General features: G+C 65.9%; 22 protein-coding genes. 20 read left to right on the forward strand and 2 right to left on the reverse strand.

The features are described from left to right. The first annotated feature begins 11 nt into the window (after positions 1-11). The 10 genes from RJ1_RS07745 (at position 12) to RJ1_RS46690 (ending at position 9,648) form a co-directional block, all read left to right on the forward strand. Positions 12-1,175, forward strand: coding sequence for an acyl-CoA dehydrogenase family protein (locus tag RJ1_RS07745; protein WP_073359373.1), 1,164 nt, complete (start codon positions 12-14; stop codon positions 1,173-1,175). A 127-nt stretch (positions 1,176-1,302) separates the two neighbouring features. Beyond that, positions 1,303-2,460, forward strand: a complete 1,158-nt coding sequence (locus RJ1_RS07750) for an acyl-CoA dehydrogenase family protein (RefSeq protein WP_073359374.1) — start codon at positions 1,303-1,305, stop codon at positions 2,458-2,460. A 59-nt stretch (positions 2,461-2,519) separates the two neighbouring features. After that, positions 2,520-3,707 (forward strand): lipid-transfer protein, encoded by a 1,188-nt coding sequence (locus RJ1_RS07755; RefSeq protein ID WP_073359375.1) that lies wholly within the window; start codon positions 2,520-2,522, stop codon positions 3,705-3,707. A gap of 1 nt (position 3,708) precedes the next feature. Further along, on the forward strand, positions 3,709-4,164 hold the full coding sequence (locus tag RJ1_RS07760) for a MaoC family dehydratase N-terminal domain-containing protein (protein ID WP_073359376.1): 456 nt from the start codon (positions 3,709-3,711) through the stop codon (positions 4,162-4,164). After that, the gene (locus tag RJ1_RS07765) at positions 4,161-4,544 is read left to right on the forward strand and encodes a MaoC/PaaZ C-terminal domain-containing protein (protein ID WP_073359377.1); all 384 of its coding nucleotides are present in this window, start codon (positions 4,161-4,163) and stop codon (positions 4,542-4,544) included. Before RJ1_RS07760 ends, RJ1_RS07765 begins: the two co-directional genes overlap by 4 nt. 28 nt (positions 4,545-4,572) lie before the next feature. Next, positions 4,573-5,376: an SDR family NAD(P)-dependent oxidoreductase gene (locus tag RJ1_RS07770; RefSeq protein WP_073359378.1), complete on the forward strand. Its 804-nt coding sequence runs from the start codon at positions 4,573-4,575 to the stop codon at positions 5,374-5,376. A 58-nt stretch (positions 5,377-5,434) separates the two neighbouring features. After that, entirely contained in the window at positions 5,435-6,208 is a 774-nt protein-coding gene (locus RJ1_RS07775) for an enoyl-CoA hydratase-related protein (protein WP_073359379.1), read from the forward strand. Position 6,209: 1 nt separating this feature from the next. Then, positions 6,210-7,388: an acyl-CoA dehydrogenase family protein gene (locus RJ1_RS07780; RefSeq protein WP_073359380.1), complete on the forward strand. Its 1,179-nt coding sequence runs from the start codon at positions 6,210-6,212 to the stop codon at positions 7,386-7,388. Continuing rightward, positions 7,381-8,490: an acyl-CoA dehydrogenase family protein gene (locus RJ1_RS07785; RefSeq protein WP_073359381.1), complete on the forward strand. Its 1,110-nt coding sequence runs from the start codon at positions 7,381-7,383 to the stop codon at positions 8,488-8,490. The genes RJ1_RS07780 and RJ1_RS07785 overlap by 8 nt, the downstream gene beginning before the upstream one ends. Before the next feature lie 561 nt (positions 8,491-9,051). Then, positions 9,052-9,648, forward strand: a complete 597-nt coding sequence (locus RJ1_RS46690) for a hypothetical protein (RefSeq protein ID WP_162850366.1) — start codon at positions 9,052-9,054, stop codon at positions 9,646-9,648. Here the strand turns inward: RJ1_RS46690 and RJ1_RS45790 are convergent. After that, positions 9,645-9,824 carry a hypothetical protein gene (locus tag RJ1_RS45790; protein WP_143169549.1) on the reverse strand — a complete coding sequence of 60 codons (180 nt, stop codon included), beginning with the start codon at positions 9,822-9,824 and terminating at the stop codon, positions 9,645-9,647. The two genes, RJ1_RS46690 and RJ1_RS45790, sit on opposite strands and share 4 nt — an antisense overlap. A gap of 111 nt (positions 9,825-9,935) precedes the next feature. After that, complete coding sequence (locus tag RJ1_RS46695; RefSeq protein WP_162850365.1) at positions 9,936-10,085, reverse strand: NADPH-dependent FMN reductase family protein; 150 nt, start codon at positions 10,083-10,085, stop codon at positions 9,936-9,938. Between the two features lie 234 nt (positions 10,086-10,319). Here RJ1_RS46695 and RJ1_RS07795 point away from each other — a divergent pair, with 234 nt between their 5' ends. From RJ1_RS07795 to RJ1_RS07840, 10 genes are all read left to right on the forward strand, one after another. After that, the gene (locus tag RJ1_RS07795; RefSeq protein WP_073359383.1) at positions 10,320-11,117 is read left to right on the forward strand and encodes a LamB/YcsF family protein; all 798 of its coding nucleotides are present in this window, start codon (positions 10,320-10,322) and stop codon (positions 11,115-11,117) included. Between the two features lie 4 nt (positions 11,118-11,121). Further along, positions 11,122-11,853: a 5-oxoprolinase subunit B family protein gene (locus RJ1_RS07800; RefSeq protein ID WP_073359384.1), complete on the forward strand. Its 732-nt coding sequence runs from the start codon at positions 11,122-11,124 to the stop codon at positions 11,851-11,853. Next, the gene (locus RJ1_RS07805; protein WP_073359385.1) at positions 11,850-12,863 is read left to right on the forward strand and encodes a 5-oxoprolinase subunit C family protein; all 1,014 of its coding nucleotides are present in this window, start codon (positions 11,850-11,852) and stop codon (positions 12,861-12,863) included. Before RJ1_RS07800 ends, RJ1_RS07805 begins: the two co-directional genes overlap by 4 nt. 232 nt (positions 12,864-13,095) lie before the next feature. Further along, entirely contained in the window at positions 13,096-13,734 is a 639-nt protein-coding gene (locus RJ1_RS07810; RefSeq protein WP_073359386.1) for an RraA family protein, read from the forward strand. 56 nt (positions 13,735-13,790) lie between these two features. Beyond that, on the forward strand, positions 13,791-15,104 hold the full coding sequence (locus tag RJ1_RS07815) for an MFS transporter (RefSeq protein WP_073359387.1): 1,314 nt from the start codon (positions 13,791-13,793) through the stop codon (positions 15,102-15,104). Between the two features lie 99 nt (positions 15,105-15,203). Further along, positions 15,204-16,019 (forward strand): SDR family oxidoreductase, encoded by an 816-nt coding sequence (locus RJ1_RS07820; protein ID WP_073359388.1) that lies wholly within the window; start codon positions 15,204-15,206, stop codon positions 16,017-16,019. A 69-nt stretch (positions 16,020-16,088) separates the two neighbouring features. Then, positions 16,089-17,234: a pyridoxal phosphate-dependent aminotransferase gene (locus RJ1_RS07825; RefSeq protein ID WP_205415383.1), complete on the forward strand. Its 1,146-nt coding sequence runs from the start codon at positions 16,089-16,091 to the stop codon at positions 17,232-17,234. A gap of 17 nt (positions 17,235-17,251) precedes the next feature. Next, positions 17,252-17,893, forward strand: a complete 642-nt coding sequence (locus RJ1_RS07830; protein WP_205415382.1) for a TetR/AcrR family transcriptional regulator — start codon at positions 17,252-17,254, stop codon at positions 17,891-17,893. Positions 17,894-17,913: 20 nt separating this feature from the next. Beyond that, positions 17,914-18,435 carry a gluconokinase gene (locus RJ1_RS07835; RefSeq protein ID WP_143048997.1) on the forward strand — a complete coding sequence of 174 codons (522 nt, stop codon included), beginning with the start codon at positions 17,914-17,916 and terminating at the stop codon, positions 18,433-18,435. Beyond that, a complete protein-coding gene (locus tag RJ1_RS07840; protein ID WP_073359391.1) occupies positions 18,432-19,205 on the forward strand; it encodes a glucose 1-dehydrogenase in 774 nt (257 codons plus the stop codon). The genes RJ1_RS07835 and RJ1_RS07840 overlap by 4 nt, the downstream gene beginning before the upstream one ends. Positions 19,206-19,244 lie beyond the last annotated feature (39 nt).

The following is a 19,244-nucleotide window of genomic DNA, read 5'->3' on the forward strand; positions in this document are numbered from 1 at the left end:
AAGGACGAGCAATGACGACGATCACCCCATTCACGACGGCGACCGACGAGCGCGACGAGCTCTCCACTGCGGTCCGCCGCCTGCTCGCCCTCCGACACGACGAGGGGGCGGTCCGGAACTGGATGGAATTCCCCGACGACTACGACCGCGGTCTGTGGTCAGAACTCGCAACCGGCATGGGAGTCACCGCCATGCTCATCAGCGAGGAACATGGCGGTGCCGGGTTCTCGGCGGCCGACCTCGCACCCGTATTCGAGGAGGCCGGTCGAGCACTGTACGGCGGCCCGCTGCTGTCGACCGTACTCGCGACTGCGCTACTACAGGCGTCCGGCGACGAGTCCGCCTGCACACGCTACCTTCCCGCCATCGCGGATGGAAGAATCACGGCAACCGTCGCACTGAGAGAAGAGGAAAGGGCGGCCCCGAGCGTCGCGAGTTCGTCCGCACACGACCCCATCGCGACCCGTGCCGAACTTCGCGACGGCGGATGGTTCCTCACCGGCACCAAGACAGACGTAATCGATGGTTGCACAGCGGAACTCGTCATTGTCACGGCGCGAAACGACGCGGGAACCGGACTCTATGCCGTCGCTCCGGTAGAAGGTGGCGGTGTCCAGCGGAATCCGCTGGCCACCATGGACCTCACCCGCAAGCAGGCCCGCCTCGCTTTCGTCGATGCACCGGCTGTCCCCCTCGGCCCCGCCTCGGGAGCCTCCGCCGCGCTGGCGACAGCCCTGAATCTGGGGGCCTTCGTCTTTGCCGCCGAATGCCTGGGAACTGCACGAACGGCCCTCTCCCAGGCCGTCGACTATGCATGTTCGCGTCGGCAATTCGGCCGCCCGATCGGAAGCTTTCAGGCCGTCAAACACCGACTCGCCGATATGTGGTTCGCCCTCGAAACCGCGGCCGTCGTGCTCGACGAGGCGGTGCAGGGAATCGACCGCGACGGCGAACCCGCTCCGCTCGATACCGAACATGCGCTCCTCGCCTGTGTAGAGGCGCTCTCGGTGTGCGCGCAGGGAAACATCTCGGTCCATGGTGGGATCGGCTTCACCTGGGAACATCCCGCGCATCTGGCGTACCGCCGCGCACGTAGCGCCCAGACACTGCTGGGTCCGCTGCAGCGTCACCGAGATCGGCTGTCCGACCTGGCGGGCCTGCGGCCCTCCGGATAGCAGACCTCGCTTCGGCGTCGACGTCGTCCCGGACCGTCCCCGGCTCCTCGGCTGACGTACTCATTTTCATCACCGCCCCTCGGCGGCACGATTGCGTGCCCCGCATCTCCGATACTGAGGAATAGACATGCAGCGCAATGTATTCAACCAGGAACATGAAGACTTCCGTAGAGTCATCCGTGACTTCATCGAGTCGGAGGTCAGCCCGAACTTCACCGAGTGGGAGCGCGAGGGCATGGTGCCGCGCGACTTCTACCGCCAGCTCGGCAAGCTGGGCGTACTGGGAATGACTGTGCCCGAGTCGTACGGCGGGGCAGGTGAAACCGGCTTCAAATACCAGGTGGTGCTGGTTGAGGAGACCGCACGTGCCGCAGTCAGTTTCGGTGCGTACGGCGTGCACACCGGCCTGGTTCTGCCCTACCTGCTGGCTTACGGCACCGAGGAGCAGAAGCAGCGCTGGCTGCCCGGATTCGTCAGCGGCGACATGATGACCGCCATCGCCATGACGGAACCGGGAACCGGCTCAGATCTCGCCGGCATCAGGACCAACGCCCGATTGTCGGAGGACGGCACGCACTACATCCTCAACGGCGCAAAGACTTTCATCACCGGCGGTGTCCAGGCCGACCGCGTCCTCGTGGTCTGCCGCACATCCCCGGCCACCGAGGAGAACCGGCGCGCCGGCCTGAGCATCCTCGTGGTGGACGCTACCAGCGAGGGTTACAAGGTGGGCCGCAAGCTCGAGAAGATCGGCTTGCGTACCTCCGACACGGCGGAGCTCTCCTTCACCGACGTCAAGGTGCCCGCCGAGGATATGCTCGGTGACGAAGGCGCGGCGTTCGGCTACCTGGCCAACAACCTGCCCCAGGAGCGCCTGATGATCGCGGTCGGCACGACCGCCGCTGCCGCCAGTGCAATCACGTTCGCCTGCGACTATGTCCGCGACCGCAAGGTGTTCGGTCAGCCCGTAGCGGACTTCCAGAACACCAAGTTCGTCATCGCCGAATGCATCGCCAAACTGGAGGCCGCGCAGGCAATGGTGGACAAAGCCATCGAGCTGCACGAGACGGGTGATCTCAGTGTCGCCGACGCCGCCAAGGCGAAGTTGTTCTGCAGCGAGAACGCGGGCGAGATCATCGACAAGTGCCTGCAGCTGCACGGCGGTTACGGCTACATGCTCGAGTACCCCATCGCCCGGCTGTACACGGACACCCGCGTCTCACGCATCTACGGCGGCACCAATGAGGTCATGAAGACCATCATCGCCAAGTCTGCCGGGTTCTGACCGCCCGGACTTCGGCAGCCTCGAGTACATCTTCATCCGACGAAACCAGGAGTTTGACAGTGACACGAAAGGTCCACGTGGCCGGGGTCGGAATGATCCCCTTCACCAAGCCCGGGAAGAGCGAAAACTACGACATCATGGGCGGCCGGGCCGCGCGCGCCGCGCTGGCGGACGCGGGCGTCGACTACTCACTGATCCGGCAGGCCTACGTCGGCTACGTGTACGGCGACTCCACGGCCGGTCAGGCCGCGCTGTACGGCGTCGGCCTCACCGGAATCCCGATCATCAACGTCAACAACAACTGTGCCACCGGCTCGTCGGCGCTGTTCCTGGCCCGCCAGGCCGTTGCCAGCGGCGCCGTCGAGTGCGCCCTGGCCGTCGGGTTCGAGCAGATGAGGCCCGGGGCGCTGAAGCGGGTCTGGGACGACCGCCCGGCGCCGATGCTCCGCTTCAACAACCTCATGGCGGACCTACAGGGATACGACGAAGCCACCCCGGGCGCGGCCCAGATCTTCGGTGGCGCAGGCGTTTCCCACATGCGCAAATACGGCACCAAACCGGAGACCTTCGCCAAGATCTCGGTGAAAGCCCGCAAGCACGCGGCCCACAACCCCAATGCTGTCTTCCGGGAACTACTCACCGAAGAACAGGTCCTCGACTCGCCGCACATGTTCGGACCACTGACCCGCTTCCAATGCTGCCCGCCCACCTGTGGTGCTGCCGCCGCGGTGGTGTGCAGCGAGGACTTTGCCCGCAAGCACGGTCTTGCCGCGGACGTGGTCATCGAAGCCCAGGCGCTCACCACCGACACCCCGAGCACGTTCGAGGCACGCGACATGATGCAGTTGGTCGGCTACGACATGACCGCCGCCGCGGCTGCCCAGGTGTACGAGGCGGCCGGCATCGGTCCCGAGGATGTTCAGGTCGTCGAGCTGCACGACTGCTTCACGGCCAACGAGCTCATCACGTACGAGGGCCTCGGGCTGACACCCGAGGGGACCGCCGAGAAGTTCATCCTCGACGGCGACAACACCTACGGCGGCCGTGTCGTGACCAACCCGTCGGGCGGCCTGCTGTCCAAGGGCCACCCATTGGGCGCCACGGGGTTGGCGCAGTGCGCCGAACTGGTGTGGCAGCTGCGTGGCCGGGCCGAGGCCCGCCAGGTCGACGGGGCCCGCATCGGCCTGCAGCACAACCTCGGTCTCGGCGGCGCCTGCGTCGTAACCCTCTACAAGAAGGTGGACTGACGTGGCCATCGATCCCGCGGTCATCGGCCGCGAGCTCCCCGGACACGAGGTGCTCGTCGAACGCGGCAGGCTGCGGTTCTTCGCACAGGCGATCGGCGAGACCAATCCGATCTATTCGGACGTCGAAGCCGCGAAGGCCGCCGGTCACCGTGACGTCCTGGTCCCCCCGACCTTCCTGTTCTGCCTGGACATGGACAAGCCCGATCCGTTCGGCCTCCTCCGCGACCTCGGCATCGACGTGCGGTACATCCTGCACGGCGAGCAGCGATTCGAGTACTCCGCGCCCGCCTACGCCGGCGACACGCTCAGCTACTCGGGCCGCGTGACCGACACCTACTCGAAGAAGAACGGTGCACTGGACTTTCTCGTCCGCACCGTCGACGTCACCCGCGACGGCAAGCCGATCGCACGACTGACCAACACCCTGGTCGTCCGCAACCCGAAGGGGACCAAGTGAAGACCGGCGACACCCTTCCCCCACTGGAGCTTGCCGACATCAGCCGCACCACGCTCGCCCTCTACGCCGGCGCCTCGGGCGACCACAACCCGATGCACATCGACCTCGACGTGGCCCGCTCGGCCGCCCTCGACGACGTGTTCGCCCACGGCATGCTGTCGATGGCCTACCTCGGCCGGCTGCTGACCAACTACGTTCCGCAAGAACGCATCCGCTCCTACGGTGTGCGCTTCGCCGCCATCACCCCGCTACACGCCCGGCCGATCTGCACCGGGACCGTCGTCAGGGTCGAGGACGGCCTGGCGCACCTCGACCTCACCGTCACCCTCACCGACGGCTCCGTCACGTTACGTGGCGACGCCGTCATCGCTACCCCCTGATCCTCCCCCGACCGAAAGGACACCCATCATGGGCAAGCTCGACAACAGGACCGCCGTCGTCACCGGATCCGGTCGCGGCATCGGCCGCGCCATCGCCATGAAGTTCGCCGCCGAAGGTGCCCGCGTCGTGGTCAACGACCTCGACCCGGGACCGGCCAAGGAAACCGTCGAGGACATCATCGCCGCCGGCGGCAAGGCGGTCGCCTGCGCCGGCTCCGTCACCGAGGAAGGCTTCGCCGACCGCTTCGTCTCCACCGCCGTCGACACATTCGGCGGCCTCGACATCATCGTCAACAACGCCGGATTCACCTGGGACAACGTCATCCAGAAGATGACCGACGAGCAATGGGACACCATCCTCGACCTGCACCTGAAGGCGCCGTTCCAGATCCTGCGCGCGGCGCATCCCTACATCAAGGCCAACCCCACCGACTACCACCGCAAGGTCGTCAACATCTCCTCGAACGCCGGCGTCGTCGGCAACGCCGGCCAGTCCAATTACGCCGCCGCCAAGGCCGGCATCATCGGCCTGACCAAGACCCTCGCCCGCGAGTGGGGCCGATACAACGTCAACGTCAACGCCGTGGCCTACGGACTGATCAACACCCGCCTGACGAAGGGGTCGGCAGACGGCAACTCCACCATCGACATCGAAGGCCGCGAGATCAAGGTCGGCGTCAACCCGCAGCTGCTCGCCGCGGCCGAGCGCATCATTCCACTGGGACGGGCCGGACGACCGGACGAGGCCGCCGGCGCCGTGTTCGCACTATGCCTGCCCGAGACCGACTATGTCAGTGGTCAGTGCCTGGTCTGCGACGGCGGCAGCCGCTGAGCCTCCGCCGGCACTCCCCTGGCTGTTCAACGATTTCGAGAGAAAACAGGAAACATCAATGAAGAATCTGAAGTTCATCGACTGGCAGGCGGAAGGATCGATCGGGACGGTCTGGCTCGATCGACCACCGGTGAACGCCGTCAATGGCGAGATGTACGAGGAGATCAAGAGCTTCTTCGACAACATCCGTGACTACCTGCCCGACGCCCGTGCTGTCGTCCTGGCGGGCCGGGGCCGGCACTTCTGCGGCGGAAACGATCTCGCCGAGTTCCAGACCATGGATCCGTCGAATGCGTCCGAACGGATGAAGTTGGTGCGCAATGCGTTCTGGGCGATCTACGACAACCCGGTTCCCGTGATCGCAGCGGTGCACGGTGTGGCTGTCGGCACGGGCCTGGCGATCGCGGCGTCGTGCGACCTCGTGGTGGCGGCCGAGGGAGCCCGGTTCGCCCTTCCCGAAGTCAACGTCGGTGTGATGGGCGGTGCCAAGCACCTGTCCCGGTTGGTGCCGCAGGGGATGGTCCGCTTCATGCATTACACCGGGGATCTGATCGAGGCGGAGAAGCTCCAGCCGTACGGCGGCATCCTCGAGATCGTCCCGCCGGAGCAGCTCGTGGACGCTGCGCGGGCGGTGGCACAGTCGATCGCTCGTCACAGCCCGGTCACCTTGGGCTTCGCCAAACGCAGCCTGAACACCATCGAATACATGGAACTGAAGTCCGGATACGAGTTCGAGCAGGGCCTGACTGGTGAACTGTCCGGGTACGACGATTCCAAGGAAGCGGTCAACGCGGTCGTCGAGGGGCGTACGCCCGTCTACGTGGGCCGCTGACATGCCGATTCTCGACGAGGAACTCGCCTCTGACTTGGCCCGCTACCGGAAGCAGGCCCGCGAGTGGTTGGGCACTGCCGCCATCCCGGAGGTCCCACTCGCGCTCACCGAGCGATTCGCCGTTCTACGTGACTGGCAGAAGACCCTGTACGAAGCCGGATGGGTCGGCATCGCGTGGTCGGTCGAGGCGGGTGGACAGGGATTGACACCCATGCACCACCTGGTCTTCACCGAAGAGCTTGCCCGAGCTCGCGCACCGCAGCCGATCGGACTGATCGGCCTCGACGTTGTGGGCCCGTCGATCGACCACTACGGCTCGCCCTGGCAGCGTACGGAACTGCTGCCTCGGCTCCTGTCGGGTGAGAACATCTGGTGCCAGGGTTTCTCGGAGCCCGACGCCGGTTCCGACCTGGCGTCCCTCCGGGCCCGTGCCCGGGTCGACGGGAACGATTTCGTGATATCCGGGCAGAAGGTGTGGACCAGTTGGGCTCACCTGTCCCAATGGTGCGCCCTGCTCGTCCGCACCGATCCGGCTGCTCCGAAACACAAGGGGATCAGTTATCTGCTGGTGGACATGAACTCCCCCGGCATCACCGTCCGCCCCCTGGTCCAGATGACCGGCGACGAAGAGTTCTGCGAAGTCTTCTTCGACGAGGTCCGCGTCCCTCGACGCAACCTGGTCGGCCGGATCAACGAGGGCTGGCCACTGGCCATCCACACACTCGGCACCGAACGCGCCGGATACACCCTCCGACGTCGAGTCGACTACAAGGTAGCGGTCGACGACGCTGTCGCCGAGATCCGCCGGTATTTCCACGACCGAGGTGAGACCGCACCCGACCGGGTCAGCACTGCGATCGGCCGTGCCCGGGTCGCGTTGGACGTCCTCGATGCCCAAACCCGCCAGACGATCACTCGCCTCGCCGACAACGTGGGTCCCACGCCGGAGGACTCGGTCGACAAGCTCCTCCTCAACGACCTCGAGCAGGCCATCTTCGCGTCGATCGCCGACCTACTCGGTCCGCTCCGGTCGTCGCCGTCCGCCCGGCCGTTCGGCCTGAACGCGGGGCGATGGGTCCACAACCACCTCTACTCTCGTGCCGCCTCGATCTATGGCGGGACCTCCCAGATCCAGCGCAACATCATCGCCGAACGACTTCTAGGACTTCCTCGTGGCTGACCATCCTGACAACCGAGACGCGCTCACATCCGCCGTCAGCGAGTACCTGACCCGATCGTTCGACTCGGACCGGCGACTCTCGCTACTCGACAAGGGCGGACTGGACGTTCAGTTCCAGGCTGAGCTCGCCGAGCTGGGTTGGTTCGCACTCGCGGTTCCCGAGCGTCACGATGGCCTGGGTTTTCCGCTGTGCGCGCTCGGCCCGGTCTTCACCACGTTCGGCCGGCACCTGGTGCCGGGTCCGATGCTCGAGAGTCTCCTCCTCCCGGCGGTACTTTTGAACGGACGCGACGATGCGGCCTCGACCGCGCGGCTGCAGCGCACCGTCGCCGAGGGAGCAGTGCTCGCCCTCGCCGACCCCGGAATCACCGACGACTGGCTCTCCGAGGTCGGCGAAATCACCCTCACCGACGACGGGCTGCAGGGCAGCGTCGCGGTGGCGCGATTCGCAGCCCACGCACACTCCTTCGTCGTCATCGCCCGGCACGGTGACGACCACGCGGTGTGTGTGGTGGACGCTGCCGACCCAGGAGTCGTCGTCGAGGAGATCGACAGCGCTGATCCCACCGCACGGTACGGGCGGGTGATCTTCAACGGTGCACACCGCGACATCGCACCGTGGGCCGTCGGCTCCGAGGCAAACGCGTTGGTCGGTCAGATACGTTCGTGGGCAAGGCTACTCATCGCGTGTGAGTTGGCCGGAATCGCCGAGAGGCTACTCGACCGCACCGTGAAGTACGTCCAGCAGCGGCAACAGTTCGGTGCCGCGATCGGCACATTCCAGGCCGTCAAACACACCGTGGCGAACATGTATGAACGCATGAGCTCCCTGAGGAACCTCTGCGCCGCAGCGATGGCCGACGCTCCGGCCTCGACCGAGCAGGAACTCGCCCACACCGCGGCAGTGGCCAAGGCTTACGCCGCCGACGCGGCATTGCGCGTGTGCGAAGACGCACTACAGATGCACGGCGGGATCGGGTTCACCACGGAAGTGGAACTGCACTGGTACTACAAGCGCGCCCTCGCCCTACGCGCGTGGTACGGGGACGAGATCGAATTGCATCGTGCGATCGGCGCAACCGTACTCGCCGCACCCGAGTGACTCTGAGGGCGCTCCGGTGCCCACGAGTGAGGACGGACGGTAATCACAGCCAGGGACGAGAAAGTGGGATCGCAGCGTGTGACGCAGGAAAGTGGTTGATCGACGGTCTCCCGGCAGGGCTTGCGGGAAGCGTTGTCGCATCCGGGACACTGCCAGTCAGATTGAGAACCCCGCGTGAAAACGCGACTCACGACGCTCTGCGGCCACCAGAACGATCTGCAGCGATCACTACCCTTCACCGGTAGTGCGCGAACGTGCCCGCCGCAAGCGGAATCAGGTGTGATTGGAGGCCCCTCTTACGCGTGATTACCGGCCCGTCAGTTCGTGGAGCGACCAAGGCCCGCATCATCGCTCGCCATGGGTGAACACCCCCGCCGCGGTGTTCACCCATTAGGGGCCGTTGCGCTCACCTATTGGGCCCGCGGTCGTACTCGAACTCCGTTTTCTGCGGATTCGACCCATCGGCCGGTTTCTTGCGGATCTCCAGCCTGTGTGCGGCACCCTCCGCGCGGTGTTCGTGGTCTGGTGAACCGGTGCCTGATAGCTGGTCATTTTCGGCGGGTGGTCGAGGTCGCCTCCCGTTGCGGCCCGTACGCGAATCACGAGGGGTCCGGAAGCGATGTGTTCCACGGTCGATGGATCTACCCCCGACGCCGCGAACAGGCCTTTGGCCAGGGTTCCTCCTCTGCCGGGTCCGACGATCGCGAACTTGTGGCCGGCGAACTGTCCGATGGAGTCGATGCCCGGCCTGCTGTACAGGATGTGCTGATCCTCGGTGTGGAGATTGGCGATATCTTCAGGTCCGAACCCGACGCCCGGGACGAGATCACGCCCTCGGTGAGTATGGTCGCAACGTCGGCCTGTCCACTCGCCACCGCCGCGGCTCTCTCTGCCGTGCTCTTGACCTTGATGACCTCGACGTCGATGCCGTCCCTATCGAAGCTGCTCGATACCAGCGGTCACGACAAGGAACGAGCTACCGGCGAACGACGCCAACTTGATCGTGGTGCGGCCGTTCGCCGAGGACAACTCCGTGCTGTTGGCGCAGCCGACGACGAGGGCAAACACCCCGGCACAGGCACACGCGAGCAGAGAGCGGTGGTTGCGGATTCGAGTTCGGTCGGCGAAATCGGGAAGTGGAGTGTGCGTGTGCATTAGGCCAGGACCTCACGGACGTTCGTCCAATGCTCGAGATTGCGCGGCCGGGCGAGCAGTTCGGTGCCGTCCCAGGCGACTCCCGGAACCGTCATGCATTCGACGAACTTGTCGTCGAGCTCGCGGTCGGTGAGCGGGTCGTGGGTACAGCCGTATGGCATGTCTCCACGTGCCTGCACCGTCTCACCATTCTTGGTAGTGATTTGTATTGTTGCGTACCACTTTTCGAAACTCACCGGGCCGATCGGCGGGGTCGCGGACCGGCACCCGGACGTTCGGCGGCCCGACGATCACGCGATAGCGCTGTTGGACTCGAGATCGGTGACGCCGGGTAACCCCTTGTGGATACCGTCGACGATCGCGAACGCTAGCCCGGTGTCGAACCCGCGACATGAGAAGGTGTCGCCCACCTCGAAGCCTTTCTGCCCGAGGATGCGCACCAGCGGCGGGTGTACGGCGGGAACTGCGGTTCCGGCAAGCCGCTGGTCGCGAACACCTCTAGGACACCGCCCGAACGCCGGCCCGCTCTGCCATGAAGAAATCGTGCCGAGGCGTTGACACCTCACGACTAAAATGAGAACCTATTCGCATATTTGGAATCTGATACGGCTGGGCCAGCAACAACGACGTTCGGCGCAGTTCTCGGATCTCTGGACACCTTCTGAGGAGAACTCATGGCTGACAAGTCTCTGGCCCTGGTAGCGGATCTCGGCGAAAGCTTCGGCAACTACACCATCGGCGACGACGACGCGGTGCTGGATCTGGTGACCATGGCCAACGTTGCGTGTGGTTTCCACGCCGGTGACCCGCGGGTCATGGAGCGGACGGTTCGTGCCTGCATCGAGCGGGGCGTCGAGATAGGCGCCCACCCCGGATACCCCGACCTGGTCGGATTCGGCCGCCGGGCGATGGCGTGTACCGAAGACGAGATCCGCACCGACACCCTGTACCAGATGGGTGCGCTGAGCGCCTTCGTGAAGGCGCAGGGTGGCACGCTCAGCCACGTCAACCCGCACGGCCGGATGGGCAACCTCACCGTCACCGACCCGGTGCACGCGCGGGGTGTCGCGGACGCCGTCGCCGCCTTCGACCCGGAGCTGATCGTCGTCACGCAGGAGGGCCTGCTCGCCGAGGAAGCGCGCGCCCGGGGACTGCGTGTTGCCCTCGTCTTCCTCGCCGACCGCGGTTACGAGGACGACGGCACCCCCGTGCTGCGCACGAAGCCCGGCGCCTTGCTGCACGACGCCGACGAGGTTGCCGCCCGTACCGTGCGGATGGCGAAGGAGGGTGTCGTGCGCACCGTGCACGGCACCGACATCCCGCAGGAATGCGACCTCGTCCTGCTGCACGGCGACAACGCGGAGGCCATCGTCAACGCGAACAAGCTGCGCTCGGCATTGGTGGACGCCCACGTCGCCGTCAAGCCTCTGCGTGAGGTGCTGGCAGACAAAGCTCGCGCCGTCACGGTCTGATCCGATGCTGCCCTCCGCAACGCCGGCAATCACACAGATCGTCTACGGCGACGCTGCGGTCATGATCGAGGTGTCGGGGTCGGATCTCGAGACCCGGCGCGCCGTCACGCGTGCGCTGCGGAAGGCGGTGCTCACCGACACGCCTCGGGGAGTCGTCGACGTGGTCGGCGGACTCGAATCGGTACTGGTGCGTTTCGACTGCGCCCAGGTGATTCACGACGACGTCTCGCGCGATCTCGACCGCCTGATCGGGGCCATCGTGCACACCGACGGTGACGACACGGCCGCGAGACATTTTCTGGTGCCGACCGTGTTCGGTGGTGAGCACGGACCCGACCTGGCGCCCGTCGCCGGTGAACTCGGCCTGACCGAAGACGAACTCGTCGACCTGTTCACGTCGGCGTCCATGACCGTCGACGTTCTCGGCTCGGGAATTGCGCCCATGATGCACGGGGCCACGTTCCCGGGTTCCGTGGCCCGCTGCCGGACGCCCCGCGCCAACGTCGCCGCGGGCGCTGTCATGGTGGCGGGCCACAATGCCATCATCGGCCCGGCGCCCGGGCCGAGCGGCTGGCGCATCCTCGGCCGGACTCCGCTCGCTCTGTTCGACATTCACCGTGATCCAGTCGTCCACTACACGCCGGGAGACATATTCCGATTCAGGGCCGTCTCCGAATCCGAGTGGTCCACGCTGGCCGGACGTCCTCTCGAACCGGTAGGTGCCTTGACATCATGACCGCAGATGCTGAAATCATTGTCCAGCAACCGGGTTGGCTGACCACACTGCAGGACCTGGGCCGGGCCGGGTCGGAGCACCTCGGTGTGCCGGTGAGCGGGGCCTCCGACCAGTACTCCGCCGCAGTCGGCAACGTCCTCGTCGGTAATGCCCGGGGCGCCACGCTGATCGAGATCATGGCCACCGAGTTCTCGGCGACCGTCACGGCCGATCTGCTGATCGCGGTCACCGGAGCGACCGCCGACGTCCGGGTGTCCGGGCACCGCGCTCCGATGTGGGCGCCGCTGTGCGTCCCGGCGGGATCTCGCATCACGATTCGCAACGTGCGGAACGGTATTCGAACCTACCTGTGCGTGAACGGCGAATTGGAAACCGACCGTTTCCTCGGGAGCGCTGCCCCCGATGCGCGCATGGGTTTTCCGCAACGCCTCGGAGCCGGACAGCGGGTCCGGCTTCGGACGGACTACGTCGACTTCGTGCACCCGTACGCGCAGCAGCCGTTGCTCCGGCTCCCGGTTCGGATCCCCGACCGGCGCCGCGACAGCTGGGTCGTCGACGTGACCGACGGTCCGGAAACGGCTGCAGTCGGGGGTATTCGGGAGCTTCTCGAATCCTCCGAGTACACGGTGACAGATCGGTCGAATCACGTCGGGCTCAGGTTGTCGGGTCCGGTCGCGCACCCCGAGGGGCTCGACGAAATCATCTCCCACGGGGTCCCCATCGGGGGTGTGGAGATTCCACACTCGGACGAGCTGATCATCCTCGGGCGAGCGCGGTCGCTGACCGCCGGATATCCGATCGTGGCGGTGGTGACGTCCTCGTCGATGTCGATTCTCGGCCAGGCCGGCCCGGGGCAGAAGCTGCGAATCCGTTGGAGCAGTATGGAAGACGCAATCGCCACGTACCGCTCGCAGCAGGCGGACCTCGACGAGCTGGAGGAGGCGGTGCAGCGGGTGTTCGACGCCGTGAACCTGCCGCATCACACCCGGGTGGTCCAGCCGACCGCCTGAGGTCCCCGCACCGTACAGAGGCCCTGGAGCACCGCTCCGGGGCCTCAGTGGCGTGCGTGGACGCTCCCTCCCTTTGCGGGAGTTCACACATCGGTCGCCCGTGTCACCGGATCTTTACAAACAGGTCTTGACGCGGACATAACCAAGTGTGAAGCTGCTCTCAATAGAAAAACATTTCTCACTCTGTCGGTGGTTGATCCCGCGAGTCGAGACGAACCGAAGGGAAGCCCCGATGTCTGAACTGGACGGCGCACAACTCCGCATCTCCGCCGGCTGGACCCGGCCGGCGCCGGAGCTGGTCGCAGAGTTCGCCCGATTCCAGGTCGCCAATCTCGGCGACGCGATGGAGCGCCTGGGAATCTGCGACTCCGGCATCTCCCCGATCTGGCCCGGCGCGAAGTTCGTCGGCACAGCGCTCCCCATCCTCACGACGGCGGGCGACAACGCAGCCATCATCAAGTCGCAGGAGTTCATCCAGCCCGGCGACGTGGTCATGGTCAACGGGGCGGGTCACCTCGGCCGTGCTCTCATCGGCGACAACCTCGTCCAGCGCTTCGCAGCACGTGGTGCCGCCGGCGCGGTCGTCGACGGGTGCGTCCGCGACCGCGAGACCATCGAGAACCTCGGTTTTCCGGTCTTCGCGCGGGGCGTGACCCCGGCCGGACCGTTCAAGAACGGACCCGGCGTGATCGGTGAGGACGTCGCGATCGGCGGCGTCGTCTTCCATCCCGGTGACATCGTCTGCGCCGACAGCGACGGCATCATCGTCATTCCGCCTGCACGTGCCCGCGAAGTGCTCGACGCCGTTCTCGCGGTGGTCGCGCGTGAAGAGGCCCTGGACGCCGAGGTCGCTGCGGCGACCTTCAGCTGACAGATGCCCGTGTCCGCCACATCAGCGATAATCCCGGAGAAAGGGAACGCAAGGTCATGACTGTCACCAATCCACCCGCGACCGATTCCGACAACCGGAAGGTAGTCAAGAAGGTCACCATTGCCGGGGGTATCGGCTCGTTCGTCGAGTGGTACGACTACGGCATCTACGGTCTGCTCGTACCCACCCTCGCTATCGTGTTCGCCCCGGGAAACGGCAGCTCGGGTGGCATCATGCTCACCTACGTCGGGTTCCTCATCAGCTTCCTGGTGCGGCCCTTCGGCGGTGTCATCTCGGGTTATCTCGGCGACAAGCTGGGCCGCAAGACTCTCCTCGCCTTCCTGCTGCTGATGATCTCCGGTTCCACCGCTGCCATCGGCATGATTCCGAGCTTCGAGACGATCGGCTGGGCCGCGCCGATCCTGCTCATCTGCATGCGGATGATCCAGGGCTTTTCCGCGGGCGGCGAGGCGTCGGGCGCCATGTCGTTCGTGGGCGAGTACGCCGACGACGACAAGCGTGGCCGCACCACCTGCTGGCTGCCCATGGGTTCGTTCGCGGCCCTGCTGGCGGGAAGCCTGATCTCCAGTGCGATCATCCAGCTGCTGGGCCAGGACGTGCTCGAATCCTGGGCGTGGCGCATCCCGTTCCTGCTGGCAGTGCCGATGGGTCTGGTCGGTTTCTACATCCGGAACCGGCTCGAGGACACCCCCCGATTCCAGGCCCTGCGTGAGGCCAAGGTGGTCGAACGGAACCCGCTGAAGGTGGCGCTCACCTCGAAGCGGCACCTGAAGGCCATCGCCATGACCATCGCGCTTCCCGCACTCAACGGACCCGGCTACTACATCCTCTTCGTGTACATGCCGACCTACCTGAAGAAGGAGCAGGGATTCAGCCAGCTCCAGGGACTGCTGGTGACCGCGGTGAGCCTGGTGGCGATCCTCATCGCGATCCCCTACGCGGCGCGGCTCTCCGACCGCATCGGGCGCAAGCCGGTGCTGCTGTACTCCGCGCTCGCCATGGGTGTTGCGTCCTACCCGTGTTTCCAGATGATCTCGACGGGCAACCTCGCCGCCGCGGCGCTGGCGGGAATCATTCTCGCGGCACTGTTCGCCGGACATGCCGGTGTGATCCAGGTCCAGCTCGTCGAACTCTTCCCGACCAACGTGCGCTACAGCGCGTACAGCATCGGGTTCAACATCACCACGGTCGTGTTCGGTGGCAGCGCCCCACTGGTCATGAACTGGCTCATCGGACTGACGGGTGACAAGAGCATCCCGGCGTACGCGGTGATCCTGACGGCGATCATCACCGCGCTGACGGCGCTGAAGCTCGTCGAAACCGCCGGCCGGCCCCTGCAGGACACGTAGACCCGGCGTTCGTACGACACGGCCGGGGCGGAAACCACCGACGGTATCCGCCCCGGCCCTCGCTTTCTCTCTGCGCACGACACGAAAGGACACCCCGAAATGGGATTGCTCGACGGAAAGATTGCCCTGGTCACCGGTGCCGGAACCGGGATAGGCCGGGAATCGGCGATCAAGCTCGCGACCGAGGGCGCCACCGTCGTCCTGGTCGGCCGCCGGGAGGCGGTACTCGCCGAGGTCGCCGCCGCGATCACCGAGGCCGGCGGCACCGCACTGGTGAAGCCGGCGCACATCGAGGACAGCGAGCAGATTCACTCGTTGATCCATTCGGTGCAGAGCGAGGCCGGTCCGATCGACATCCTGGTGAACAACGCCGGTGCGGGCGGAAGGGTGCTCAACGTCCGGTGGACGAGCGAGGACGAATGGAACGAGATCCTCGGTGTGAATCTCACCGCCGTGTATCTGCTGACTCAGGCGGTGTTGCCCAGCATGCTCGAGCGGGGCGCCGGCACGATCGTCACCGTTTCCTCACTGGCCGCCGCGAATCCCAATCTGCTGGGCGGTGCGGCGTACGGCGCCGCGAAGGCCGGCGTCCGGAACTTCATGACCTACCTGCACAACACGTTCCGCAACGACGGCATCCGCGCCACGTGCATCCTGCCCGGCGAAGTGAGCACCCCGATCATGGACAACCGGGCCAACCCGCCCAGCCAGGAAGTACGTGACGCCATGGTCCAACCCGACGACGTCGCCCGCGCGGTGCACCTCGCCGCCACACTCCCGCCGCGGACGGTCATCCCCGAACTCGTCATCGCCCCGACCCGTCAGCGCGACATCTCCGGCGACCTCGAGGTCAGCCGGTGGAAGGGAGCGCCGGAAGACATCCTCAGAGGCCTTGACGTGCACCACGGTAGATGAGAAACTATTCGCATATGCGATGCAGTACTCAATTGAGATCGTGCAGATTTCGAAAGGATCGGTAGACCTGTGATCAACTTTGCCCCCTCGGACGCGGTGAACCGGGTCGAAGAAGCCTCACTCCGGACTCAGCAGCCGCAGTCAGGCGGCGACATGGTGTCCCTCGCCATGGGCGAACCGGATTTCGACACCCCGGAGCGGATCCGTCGCTCGGCAGCCGCCGCACTCGAGGCCGGCTACACCCACTACGCCGCCCAACTCGGTGACGCCGATCTGCGCGCCGCGGTAGCGGAACAGGTGAGCGCCCTCGCCGGAACGACCTACGGGTCCGACCAGATCCTCGTCACCCACGGCGGTACGGGCGGACTCGCAGCGGCGATCCTCGCAACTGTGAACCCGGGAGACAAGGTCGTGATTCCCGACCCCACCTACTCCCTGTACGCGGATCTCGTTCACCTGGCCGGTGGCGTGTGCGTGCCGGTGGCGCTGCAGGACGACCTGCACTGGGACCTCGACTCGCTCGCCGCTGCACTCGCCGGCGCGAAGCTGTTCGTGTTCTGCAACCCCTCCAACCCCACCGGCGTCGTGCACCGCACCAAGGAACTCGAGGTACTCGGCGAGATCCTCCGGAAGTCCGACACGCTGGTGATCGCCGACGAGGCCTACAGCGAACTCGTCTACGGTAGTGAGCCTTTCACCTCGGCACTGCAGATTCCCGAGTTGGTCGAACGAACCCTGTACTGCCAGACCTTCTCGAAGAGTTACGCCATGACCGGGTGGCGGGTGGGATACCTGGCCGGGTCGAGTGCGGTCATCACCGCCTGCGCCCGGGTGCACAACAGCAACAACGGTTCGGTCAACACGGCCGTCCAACGTGCCGCCCTCACCGCGCTCACCGAGTGCGCCGACGACGTCGCCACCATGCGGGAGGCCTACCGGGCGCGTCGGATCCTGATGCGTGACGCCCTGTCCCAGGTTCCCGGGCTGGAGTTGGGAGACCCCGAGGGCGCCTTCTACTTCTTCCCGAAGTACTCGGCCGACGTCCCTTCCGTCGAGGTCGTGCGGATCCTCCGCGAGCACGGCGTCGCGGTCCGGCCCGGCAGCGAGTTCGGCGCTCACGGCGAAGGTCACCTGCGCCTGTCCTACGCTGCGAGTTCGGAGGCGATCACCGAAGGCGTGGCCCGGCTGGCGCGCGGGCTGGCCTCGCTGGCGTAAGAACGAGGGAGAGGATCATGACGATGGCCAAGAAGCCGATGCGCAGTGACACCGAACGGAATCGACGCAGCCTGATCCAGGCAGCCGTCAAGTTGTCCTCCGGCAACGACGAGCCTGTCAACATGACCGAGGTCGCCAAGGCCGCCGAGGTGTCGCCGGCCACCGCGTACCGCCAGTTCAGTTCGGTCGACGACATTCTCGGCGAGTACCGGTTCGAGGTCGGTTGCCGGATGCGGGACTACGCTCGCACGCTCGACACGGTCGGACTGGAACGGCTCGAGGAGCTCTGCCGATGCTGGGTGGGACTCGTCGTCGAGCACGGTGAGGCCATGGTCGCCACCAGGTCGCGGCACGGATACCTGGAACGGCTGCGCGAGGACACCTACTACCTGACCGTGCAGGCGGAGGCATTGCTCGAGCCACTGCAGCAGTCGGCGCGAGAGCTCGGCATCGCCGACATCGGCGACGAGGCCCTGTTCCTCTGGAACCTCCTGTTCGACCCGCGAGAGATATTCGACCTACTCAACACGGTGGGCCTGTCGGCCGAGCAGGTGGGCACCCAGCTCTTCGCCGCACTGCGCGGCGCTCTGACAGGCTGGGCCGCCGCCCGCGGCGAGCAGGACCTGTCCCGGTCGTGGTCCAACGGGGTCAGAACGTGACGGCCCTGCAGATCGTCGTGATGGGGGTCGCCGGCTGCGGCAAAACCTCCGTGGCTCAGGCCATCTCCGAGATCACCGGAGCGCGACTCGGCGAGGCCGACGAACTGCATCCCGCGTCGAACATCGACAAGATGAGCCGCGGAGTCCCGCTCACGGACGACGACCGCGGGCCGTGGCTCGAGGACATCGCCCGATGGCTCGCCGACGGCGCCGAAACCGGAATACCTGGAGTCATAGCCTGTTCCGCCCTCAAACGGCGCTACCGGGACGTCCTCCGGTCGGGTGGCGCACCGATCTTCTTCGTTCATCTGCGAGCCGACCCGGACCTCATCGCGGGACGCATGAACGCTCGCACCGACCACTTCATGCCCACGAGCCTCCTCGACTCCCAGTTCGCGATCCTCGAGCGACTGCAGCCCGGAGAAATCGGGATCGAACTCGAGGCCGTACAGACTCCCGCCGACCTGGCCAGGGCAGCACTCGACGCGAGTGGACTGCACACGGATCAGGACCGGCCGACCTTCATCGGAGGACCAGCGTGACCAGCCACCCCGCGTTCGACATCGAAAACCAGATCGCGCTCGTCACCGGGTCGAGTCGAGGAATCGGCTTCGCCCTGGCAGAGGGGCTCGCACAGGCCGGTGCCGTCGTCGTACTCAACGGCCGGAACTCCGACGCACTCGAGCTGGCCCGCAAGCAGATCCACGAACGCACCGGGGCGAACGTGTTCGCCTACGCGTTCGACGTCACCGACGCGGCCCAGGTCGCCGACGCCGCGGCCGCGATCGAGAAGGAGGTAGGCCCCGTCCGGATCCTGGTGAACAACACCGGCGTCCAGCACCGCAGTCCCCTCCTCGAATTCAGTGAGGACGACTTCCGGCGGGTACTCGACACCAACCTCACGAGCGCGTTCCTCGTGGGACGTGAATTCGCCCGCGCGATGGTGCAACGTGGGGTCGGGAAGATCGTCAACATCTGCTCGATCCAGAGCGATCTCGCCCGGCCCGGTATCGCCCCCTACGCCGCGAGCAAGGGTGGCCTGAAGATGCTGACCCGCGGAATGTGTGCGGACTGGGCACCGCACGGGCTGTGCGTGAACGCCATAGCGCCAGGCTACTTCGACACCGAACTGACCTCAGCCCTGGTCCAGGACGGCGACTTCTCGGCCTGGCTCGCGGGGCGCACCCCGGCCGGACGCTGGGGCCGCCCCGACGAGCTGGTCGGTGCACTGCTGTTCCTGGCCTCGGGCGCATCGGATTTCGTCAACGGCCAGATTCTGTACGTCGACGGCGGTATGACCGCGGTCGTCTAGAGACCACACCGAGTTTCATCGAAGAGCGGAGCGCAGAAC

Origin of the sequence: Rhodococcus jostii NBRC 16295 (assembly GCF_001894825.1) — a bacterium.
GTDB lineage: Bacteria > Actinomycetota > Actinomycetes > Mycobacteriales > Mycobacteriaceae > Rhodococcus_F > Rhodococcus_F jostii.

Coding starts and splice junctions, on each gene's coding strand:
- RJ1_RS07805 (WP_073359385.1), top strand. CDS start 11,850: ATGACCGCAGATGCTGAAATCATTGTCCAGCAACCGGGTTGGCTGACC.
- RJ1_RS07800 (WP_073359384.1), top strand. CDS start 11,122: ATGCTGCCCTCCGCAACGCCGGCAATCACACAGATCGTCTACGGCGAC.
- RJ1_RS07775 (WP_073359379.1), top strand. CDS start 5,435: ATGAAGAATCTGAAGTTCATCGACTGGCAGGCGGAAGGATCGATCGGG.
- RJ1_RS07810 (WP_073359386.1), top strand. CDS start 13,096: ATGTCTGAACTGGACGGCGCACAACTCCGCATCTCCGCCGGCTGGACC.
- RJ1_RS07815 (WP_073359387.1), top strand. CDS start 13,791: ATGACTGTCACCAATCCACCCGCGACCGATTCCGACAACCGGAAGGTA.
- RJ1_RS07835 (WP_143048997.1), top strand. CDS start 17,914: ATGGGGGTCGCCGGCTGCGGCAAAACCTCCGTGGCTCAGGCCATCTCC.
- RJ1_RS07770 (WP_073359378.1), top strand. CDS start 4,573: ATGGGCAAGCTCGACAACAGGACCGCCGTCGTCACCGGATCCGGTCGC.
- RJ1_RS07745 (WP_073359373.1), top strand. CDS start 12: ATGACGACGATCACCCCATTCACGACGGCGACCGACGAGCGCGACGAG.
- RJ1_RS07830 (WP_205415382.1), top strand. CDS start 17,252: ATGACGATGGCCAAGAAGCCGATGCGCAGTGACACCGAACGGAATCGA.
- RJ1_RS07780 (WP_073359380.1), top strand. CDS start 6,210: ATGCCGATTCTCGACGAGGAACTCGCCTCTGACTTGGCCCGCTACCGG.
- RJ1_RS07795 (WP_073359383.1), top strand. CDS start 10,320: ATGGCTGACAAGTCTCTGGCCCTGGTAGCGGATCTCGGCGAAAGCTTC.
- RJ1_RS07820 (WP_073359388.1), top strand. CDS start 15,204: ATGGGATTGCTCGACGGAAAGATTGCCCTGGTCACCGGTGCCGGAACC.
- RJ1_RS07750 (WP_073359374.1), top strand. CDS start 1,303: ATGCAGCGCAATGTATTCAACCAGGAACATGAAGACTTCCGTAGAGTC.